The sequence below is a fragment of the Microvirga sp. HS2 genome (genome assembly GCF_055792805.1).
Map to the genome: position 1 here is coordinate 1 of NZ_JBVVAJ010000070.1, position 8,266 is coordinate 8,266.

Here is an 8,266-nt window from a genome sequence, read left to right on the forward strand (position 1 = left end):
GTGCGCTCGCGGCGGGTGAGATCGACAAGATAGCGCTTGAGCATGGGAGAGCCCTCCCTCAGATCCGCTCAGTTTACACCCCCTCGAACCATCCCGCAGCTCCCCTGTGGCAAAGGACTAGTGCTTCTTTAGTTGTGCTATAAGTATTTGTTCGCATGTGACGTTATAACTTGTCATATGCCAAACGGTTGTGCCATAGCACAGGTATTGTCTCCCGGGTGGGCTCATGGCGGATTCTCATAAGCGTTATAATCAGGAGTTGCAGGCTGTACGGGCCATCGCCATCGGTATGGTTCTGATTGCCCATATGCCCGGGTTGTTGCCTGGGGATACAAAATCATGGCAGGGAGCGTCCAAGGGCTTCTATGTCGGCGTGGACCTCTTCTTATGTCTCTCTGGCTTTGTCATTATGAAAAGCTTATCGGGCAAGATGCTGGAGGCATCGGGTGAGGGGTTTTGGAGAGAAACTGCTGCGTTTTGGGTGAGGAGATTTTACCGTATCACACCTTCGGCATGGCTATGGCTTTTCCTCCCGTTGACTATCTACTCGATCGCAAATGGAAAGGTGTCCGAGAGAGATCTTGCTGATGCTGTTTCTATATTGACGCATGTCGCGAATATAAGAAGTTATGAATGTGCTTGGATTACCCGGCAGTGTGGGAGTTTTGGTGTATACTGGAGTTTGTCTCTAGAGGAGCAGTTTTATTTGTTGCTCCCATTTCTAATATTTGTGTCTAGGAAGAAGATATCAATTGTATTGATTGCAATAGTTTTGGTGCAGTTATTTATTCCCCGAGAACCTGGATCTAATATTTTTGGTGCGATTAAAACTGATGCGTTAATGCTCGGTGTCTTATTGGCTCTCTGGTCTGAAACTCCAAGTTATAAGATCTTTGAGCCTAAAATTGGCGATTCTTGGCTGCGGATTGTCATCCCTGTCTTGCTTGTGATCTGCCTTGTTGGGCTTACCCGCTACCAGCCCGTGTTCTTCTTCGTGGGAGTCGCTGCGCTTGTTTCAGCGCTCATCATCTGGCTCTGCTCGTATGAGAAGGGATATTTTATCAACGACGGAATACTGCGCCGGATTATGTGCTGGTTTGGTGAGCGCTCATTCGCAATTTACCTCATTCATTTACCAGCATATCGCGCAACTCGGGCTATAGTGCGAGTTATACATCCCGCGGCCCAAGCGGATGTTCGATTTGCATTTGTCTATATTGTATTAGCGACAGCTATCATTTTGATATGTGCAGAGCTTAACTATCGGTTCGTTGAGGTGCCTTTAAGGCGGATAGGGGCTCGGTATGCGGAGGCCATTGTAGCGGCGGATCGTTCTGCTCGTCTCGCGGTTTAGCTAGCGACTCTTTGCTGCTCGTCTATTTCCCTTTCGGAATAGGAGGAGGACGGCGAAAGGGCGTCGGTCAAATCACGGGTACCCTTTGCCCGGGCTTTAGGCTCTTTGGTGGCAAACTCCAGGCCGGCTGGCTTTTTGCTGCATCTTGTGGAGATCTTGGCCGGGCGGTCGAGGTAATCGGCGAATAGTTCTGCAGCGCGGGAACCGCCTTATTCTCATTTATGGCTCCCACAAACTGCTCTGCAACACACTGGGTTACGATTTCGAGCTGTTCAGCTCGATCATGTAGCTCTCCCGATCATGAGTGCGCATGGCGTTGACTCGATTCTGCCGCTTGTCCGGGATGACATCGGGCAAGTGAGTGTCTCTCAATGAGTGGGGGGGCTGATACAACCTATAGCGCCTCGGCTAGGGGTTGTGCGAACCGGGTACCAGTTCAATCTGAGAGTGTGGTTTAGTTGAACGCGCTGGTCGTTCGGACGCTCATGTCACTCTCCAAGCCTTCAGTGAGGTGGTCCGAGAACAAGTGCGCCTCGCAATTTGCCAAGTAGCCGAATCAAACCTGGCCATAATCTCGGCACTGGCGACGCCTAGTCCACCTGTATGAACAGGGTAGATTCCTTGAATAGTCCTCTACGAACTCTATCCAGGGATAGCGCCTGCTTTGCGGGAAGTGGCGCTTGGCCTTGAGAAAATGGTCGGAGTGATAGGATTCGAACCTACGACCCCCTCGTCCCGAACGAGGTGCGCTACCAGACTGCGCTACACTCCGACACCGATTATTCATCGGGAGGCCGGTCTTATAGCGAGGGGGGGCGGATGCCGCAAGGGGGTTTTGCACCTCGAGGCAGATATCTTTTTCGAGACCGGACCTTCGCAAAACCGGGTTGCCAGGACCGGCGCCGCCGATTATGTACACGCCCACCATTGGGGCGTCGCCAAGCGGTAAGGCAGCGGTTTTTGGTACCGCCATTCCCAGGTTCGAATCCTGGCGCCCCAGCCACATTCCTTTCATGTCGCAGATCTTCTCGTCAGGATACGGGCGTGCCCGATGAACGAGAGGAGTGCTGACGCCTCGGCGTCGATGGCCTTGCTCAGTGCGTACGGCTCTCGACATCTGCGGATAGGCCTTTGGCGAGCCTTGTCATTTCAGACCGTTGCCCTGCAGCTTTGCCTCAGCTCTCATCGGCCATAAGCCGGCAGTGACGAAACGCCGGACAGGAACTGATTTCTGGACGATCCAGAGCGCCATCGCCGTGCCCTCGGAGGTACTCCGAAGGATCCGCGTGCGTCCCTGGACGCCAGAGCTTCCACGGCCCTAATAATCTGCTCATGACCCAGGCAGATTCATCCCATTCGGCAAGCGCCGGCGAAACCTCCCTGAAATTCGGCACCAGCGGGCTGCGAGGGCTCGTGACGGAGCTGAACGGCGTTCCGGCCTATGCCTACACGCGGGCATTCGCGGAGATGCTCAAGGACGACGGTGCCGCGGACAGGATGGAGGGAATGGTGCTGGTCGGGCAGGACCTGCGCGCCAGCAGCCCCACCATTGCACGGATCTGTCGCGCTGCATTGAGAGACGCAGGGCTGCGTCCGGTCGATTGTGGTGCTTTGCCGACTCCGGCGCTGGCCTATCACGGTTTGCGGCACGGCGTTCCCGCCGTCATGGTTACGGGGAGCCATATCCCGGAAGACCGCAACGGCTTGAAATTCTACCGAGCCGAGGGAGAGATCGACAAGCAGGACGAAGCTCGCATCTCTGCGCATCATGCCAGGCTGAATATTCAAAGAATGCTTGAAGCCCCTGGTGCCGTTCCGGCGTCGCTGGCCGTCGATCTGGAGATGGACCTGATTGCCGCCTACAAGGCACGCTATCTGGACTTCTTCGGCGCCGGGGCTTTGTCTCAACTCACGATCGGCGTCTATCAGCATTCCTCCGTGGCGCGCGATATTCTCGTTGATGTGATTGAGGCCCTCGGTGCGCGAGTCGTGTCGCTCGGCCGCGCAACGAGCTTCATCCCCGTCGACACGGAGGCGTTGCGGCCGGAGGACGAGGCCCTGGCGCGGCAATGGGCGGAGACGATGTCCCTCGATGCGATCGTGTCGACTGACGGCGATGCGGATCGTCCGCTGATCGCCGACGGGACGGGGGCGTTTCTGCGCGGCGATCTCGTCGGAGCCCTCACCGCACGCCGCTTGGGTGCCGATGTGATCGTGACGCCTGTCACGTCCAATTCGGCATTGGAGGAATCCGGAGCTTTCAAGTATATCATCCGGACGAAGGTCGGGTCTCCTTATGTGATCGAGGGCATGAGCGAGGCGATAGGGTCCGGTGCGCGCGTGGTGGTTGGGTTCGAAGCCAATGGCGGTGTGCTGCTCGGCTCCGACGTGGCGCAGGAAGGACGCTTGCTCAAGGCGCTTTCCACGCGTGATGCCATGCTGCCGATTCTTTGCGCATTGAGCGAAATCGCCGCACGCGCGCAGCCTCTCGCCGATGTCGCTGCCGATTTCTCCTTCAAGGCTGCTGCGAGCAACCGCCTGAAGAATGTCGCAAGCGAGAGGACAGGATTCTTCCTTTCTCGGATTCAAAAGGACATCGATTTTCGCCGCGACCTGTTCGCCTCTCTCGGTGGCGCAGCCAGTCTCGATGCAAGGGATGGGCTGCGCGTCACCGCCAGCAACGGCGAGATCGTCCACTTCCGCGCGTCCGGGAATGCGCCGGAGCTGCGCGTCTATGTCGAGGCGGCAAGCACATCCCGGGCGGAGAGCCTTCTGGACTGGGGGCTTTCTGTCGCAGCGCATCAGATCGGAAGCTGATCGCTCCTTCCCGGTGACGATCCCGATCTGATTTCAACGGCGGACGACCGGCAGTCGAAGGGATTCTGCCTGCCGGCTTCCGATGCCCGGCGGGCCGCGGCGGCAAGGCGACGCTGGACCGATGTGATCAAACGTCATAAAAGGATACATTGTTCAGCATTTTTGAATGTAGAGCAGCGACACCCCCAGGTTCGGAATAAAACTTGGCTCAGGTGTGCCGGTTGGCTAATGTGCTTGTCTTTATATAGTGTAATTTAATTTTTTATTCGTAGTCCGTAAATCTCAGCATCAATTTGTTCGCGAATATAACGAGTTGACGCGTGTTGAATGGCAATTTTAATGGGTTCAATTTAATTTTAAAATCGAATTGCTTTCAGATTGCCATGGCGGATCCCGAGTCTGAGATGCCGCCTCTTGACTTCTGTCTTCATCTCGAATTTCAGTCTCCGACTTGGTTCTAGGGAGCCTCGAAGCAGACGGCAGAAGGTATGCCAAAATGAGAAAACGCTTTTTGGTGACCGGTGGCGCCGGATTTATCGGTTCTGCCGTCGTCCGCCGTCTGATCGGTGCGACCCCCCATCAGGTGCTGGTGGTGGACAAACTCACTTACGCAGGCAACCTCGATTCCCTTGCTTCGTTTGCAGATAATCCCCGCTTTGCTTTCGAGCGGGCGGATATCGCCGATGCGACCCGGATGCAGGACATTATTGGGCGCTTTCAGCCCGATGTGATCATGCATCTGGCGGCGGAAAGCCATGTGGACCGCTCCATCGATGGCCCCGGAGAGTTTGTGCAGACCAATGTAGTCGGCACCTTCGTGCTGCTGCAGGAGAGCCTGCGGTACTGGCGAACCCTGAGCGGAGAGCGCCACGAGAATTTTCGCTTCCATCACATCTCGACCGATGAAGTCTTCGGGTCGCTTGGAGAGGATGGCTTGTTCCACGAGAGCACTCCCTACCAGCCGAATTCTCCCTATTCCGCCTCCAAGGCGGCATCGGACCATTTCGTCCGGGCGTGGCACCACACTTACGGCCTGCCGGCCGTCGTGACGAACTGCTCCAACAATTACGGGCCGTATCATTTCCCCGAGAAGCTCATCCCGCTGATGATCCTGAATGCCTTGGAGGGCAAGCCGTTGCCGGTCTATGGCGATGGCAAGAACATCCGTGACTGGCTCTATGTGGACGACCACGCGGAGGCGCTCATTCTGGTGGCCGAAAAGGGCAGGGTGGGTGAGAGCTACAACATCGGAGGCTGGAACGAGCGCACGAACATCGATGTGGTCAAGGCGATCTGCGGATTGGTGGACGAGATGATTCCCGATGCGCGGATTGGCCCCAGGGAAGGGCTGATCACCTATGTCGCCGATCGCCCGGGACATGACCTCCGTTATGCGATCGACGCGACCAAGATTGCGCGGGATCTGGGCTGGCAGCCTGCCGAGACCTTCGAAACCGGTCTTCGCAAGACGGTCCAGTGGTACCTCGATAACCGCACATGGTGGGAGAGAGTTCGCTCAGGTGGATATCGTGGCGAGCGTCTCGGCGTTGTTGCCTGAGAGCGTGACGTATGGCGGTAGAACAAAGTCAGGAACGGATGATGTTAAATGTTCAGCCGACCGCAATAGCGGACGTGAAGATCGTGACGCCAAAGCGATTTTCAGATCATCGAGGTTTCTTTTCCGAAACCTACAATCGACAGCGATTCTCCGAGGCTGGGATCGTGGACGAGTTTGTGCAGGACAACCATTCCCTCTCGGCAGATGTGGGCACAGTTCGCGGTCTGCACTTTCAAAGTCCACCATTTGCTCAGGTCAAGCTCGTTCGAGTGACACGGGGGCGTATCCTGGATGTGGCAGTGGATATTCGACGCTCGTCTCCAACCTATGGTCAACATGTAGCTCTGGAGCTTTCGGCGGAGAACGGGCAGCAGCTCCTGATTCCCGTGGGCTTTGCCCACGGGTTTTGCACTCTTGAGCCAAATACCGAGACACAATACAAAGTCTCCACTTACTACTCTGCGGACCATGACCATGGAATTGCATTCGACGATCCGGCGCTTGGTATCGAATGGCCTGTTCTCGTAAGTCGGGCGATCCTCTCGGACAGAGATCGAAAGTTGCCGAAGCTTGCGGAGATTCCTTCGTATTTCGAATAAGGAGCGAAGCCAGACTCTGAATACGTGGCAGCAGGGAAGCTTGTTTGGGGTTTGGTCTCTATTTGAGACGACAATACTGATACTGTCGCCCGTGGATGGCAGATAAGGGAGTGGGATCGTGAAAGGGATCATCCTTGCTGGAGGGAGTGGCACTCGTCTGCATCCCATGACCAATGTCACGTCGAAGCAGCTTCTTCCGATTTATGACAAGCCGATGATCTATTACCCGCTGACAACTTTGATGTTAGCGAGAGTGCGCGATATTCTTATTATTTCTACGCCTGACGACCTGCCACGTTTCAAGCAACTCCTTGGGACGGGCGAACAATGGGGCATCCGCCTCTCCTATGCGGAGCAGCCAAAGCCGGAAGGCTTGGCTCAGGCCTACATCATTGGCGCAGATTTTGTCGCCGGAGAGCCGTCCGTTCTCATTCTCGGTGACAACATCTACTATGGGCATGGCCTGACAGATCTGTTGCGCTCGGCTGGGGGGCGCACTTTGGGGGCGTCGGTGTTTGCTTATCATGTGACGGACCCGGAGCGGTACGGTGTGGTCGAGTTCGACGAGAATGGCCGAGCCATCTCTATTGAGGAAAAGCCCGAGGCACCCCGTTCAAGTTGGGCTGTCACTGGGATGTACTTCTACGACCATCAGGTCGTCGACATTGCGACCAAGCTCAAACCCTCTGCTCGTGGCGAGCTCGAAATTACGGATGTAAATCGTACCTATCTCGAAATGGGGCAGCTGCATGTCGAGCTGATGAGACGCGGCTATGCTTGGCTGGATACAGGGACTCCAGACAGTCTTTTGGAGGCTTCCGAGTTCGTGCGCGCCCTTGAAAAGCGTCAAGGTTTCCGGATCGCTTGTCCTGAAGAGATTGCTTTCAACGCTGGCTGGATCAGCCGCGAGCATTTGGCTGAACTCGGTCGCCGCCTCTCTAAGAGCAGCTATGGTCAATACATTCTGGCTCTCGCGCAAGGAGGGATGTAGGCCAATGCTCCGTGAGAACGGAGGCTGTATAGGCGCAATGCCTCCCTGGTGGCAGGTCCCTTAGGTCAAGCGGATGGCCAATGGTGCGATGTTTGGTAATAGAGATATTTCGCACCGGAGCACGCATACAGAAGTGACGGCCGCTTTCTATGCTCGATGCTCAAGTTGAGGCGCCGCCGCGTTTTGTAAGCTTCCTCGTCAGACGCATTGAATGGACTTCAGGGTCAGGCGATCTTGTCCACTACATGCTGAAGCCAGTCAGACATGATGGCCAGTATAAACAGAACACCCAATAATAATTGCACTAGAACAAGCGAGCCTCTTGCCATAGAGACGACAAAGAGGGCAGCGGCAACTACAAGATAGGAGCCGTCGTAAATGGTTTGAACCGAGAGCAGGCTATAAGCTGCTATAGCATAGAGCATAGCCCGCACGGAACGCATCATCATTTCATGCGCTGCGCGCTCTTCATTCTTCATGAATCAACCTAAATGACGCTGGGGAATCTATGTACTCTATGCCGGATAGTGGATGCAAGTGGCTGTTATTGACTGAAAATATTCATATTAACTTGCTATCTCAAATAGAGGGCAGGATATTTTTGGTAATTAGGAGGATTTTTCGGACTTTCCAGATGGGAGTAGATCCGAGGGGCTCATAAAGATGCTTTTCTTGGATGGGGGTCTCTTGTCAACTCGGGCGTATTATGAAGACGTGCCGAGTCTACTTTGCCGAAAGTACTGTAGCTCGCCGTGAGCTGGCCTCCACACAGCAGTCATGTACTTGGCCTCTGAGTTGCTGCACCACCGGCATCGGAACGAGCCTCCTAGTCCTTTGCCACAGGGATCATGCAGGATAGAGCCGCCGTAGTTTGGAGCGAGCCTGCGTGGTGGTGAAATGCCAATGCGCCTTGGCTCTGTTGCGATTGCGCTCGGCTTCCCAGGCGG

The 8,266-nt window shown here is 55.3% G+C and carries 6 protein-coding genes and 2 tRNA genes; 6 read left to right on the forward strand and 2 right to left on the reverse strand.

Going from position 1 to position 8,266, the window contains the following annotated elements:
• The first annotated feature begins 226 nt into the window (after positions 1-226).
• A complete protein-coding gene (locus ACS5Q0_RS26990; RefSeq protein ID WP_473129715.1) occupies positions 227-1,354 on the forward strand; it encodes an acyltransferase family protein in 1,128 nt (375 codons plus the stop codon).
• 695 nt (positions 1,355-2,049) lie between these two features.
• Here ACS5Q0_RS26990 and ACS5Q0_RS26995 read toward each other — a convergent pair.
• Positions 2,050-2,126: transfer RNA gene (locus ACS5Q0_RS26995), tRNA-Pro, on the reverse strand.
• A gap of 156 nt (positions 2,127-2,282) precedes the next feature.
• Between ACS5Q0_RS26995 and ACS5Q0_RS27000 the strand changes: the two genes are divergently transcribed.
• From ACS5Q0_RS27000 to rfbA, 5 genes are all read left to right on the forward strand, one after another.
• Positions 2,283-2,357, forward strand: a tRNA-Gln gene (locus tag ACS5Q0_RS27000).
• A gap of 329 nt (positions 2,358-2,686) precedes the next feature.
• Complete coding sequence (locus ACS5Q0_RS27005) at positions 2,687-4,171, forward strand: phosphomannomutase (protein ID WP_473129716.1); 1,485 nt, start codon at positions 2,687-2,689, stop codon at positions 4,169-4,171.
• Positions 4,172-4,667: 496 nt separating this feature from the next.
• Positions 4,668-5,729, forward strand: coding sequence for a dTDP-glucose 4,6-dehydratase (rfbB, locus tag ACS5Q0_RS27010; protein WP_473129717.1), 1,062 nt, complete (start codon positions 4,668-4,670; stop codon positions 5,727-5,729).
• Positions 5,730-5,770: 41 nt separating this feature from the next.
• A complete protein-coding gene (gene rfbC / locus ACS5Q0_RS27015) occupies positions 5,771-6,328 on the forward strand; it encodes a dTDP-4-dehydrorhamnose 3,5-epimerase (protein ID WP_473129720.1) in 558 nt (185 codons plus the stop codon).
• Between the two features lie 118 nt (positions 6,329-6,446).
• Complete coding sequence (rfbA, locus tag ACS5Q0_RS27020) at positions 6,447-7,319, forward strand: glucose-1-phosphate thymidylyltransferase RfbA (protein ID WP_473129718.1); 873 nt, start codon at positions 6,447-6,449, stop codon at positions 7,317-7,319.
• A gap of 224 nt (positions 7,320-7,543) precedes the next feature.
• Here the strand turns inward: rfbA and ACS5Q0_RS27025 are convergent, their stop codons facing one another.
• A complete protein-coding gene (locus ACS5Q0_RS27025; protein WP_473129719.1) occupies positions 7,544-7,798 on the reverse strand; it encodes a hypothetical protein in 255 nt (84 codons plus the stop codon).
• Between the last annotated feature and the right edge of the window lie 468 nt (positions 7,799-8,266).

Coding starts and splice junctions, on each gene's coding strand:
- ACS5Q0_RS26990 (WP_473129715.1), top strand. CDS start 227: ATGGCGGATTCTCATAAGCGTTATAATCAGGAGTTGCAGGCTGTACGG.
- ACS5Q0_RS27005 (WP_473129716.1), top strand. CDS start 2,687: ATGACCCAGGCAGATTCATCCCATTCGGCAAGCGCCGGCGAAACCTCC.
- rfbB (WP_473129717.1), top strand. CDS start 4,668: ATGAGAAAACGCTTTTTGGTGACCGGTGGCGCCGGATTTATCGGTTCT.
- rfbC (WP_473129720.1), top strand. CDS start 5,771: ATGTTAAATGTTCAGCCGACCGCAATAGCGGACGTGAAGATCGTGACG.
- ACS5Q0_RS27025 (WP_473129719.1), bottom strand. CDS start 7,798: ATGAAGAATGAAGAGCGCGCAGCGCATGAAATGATGATGCGTTCCGTG.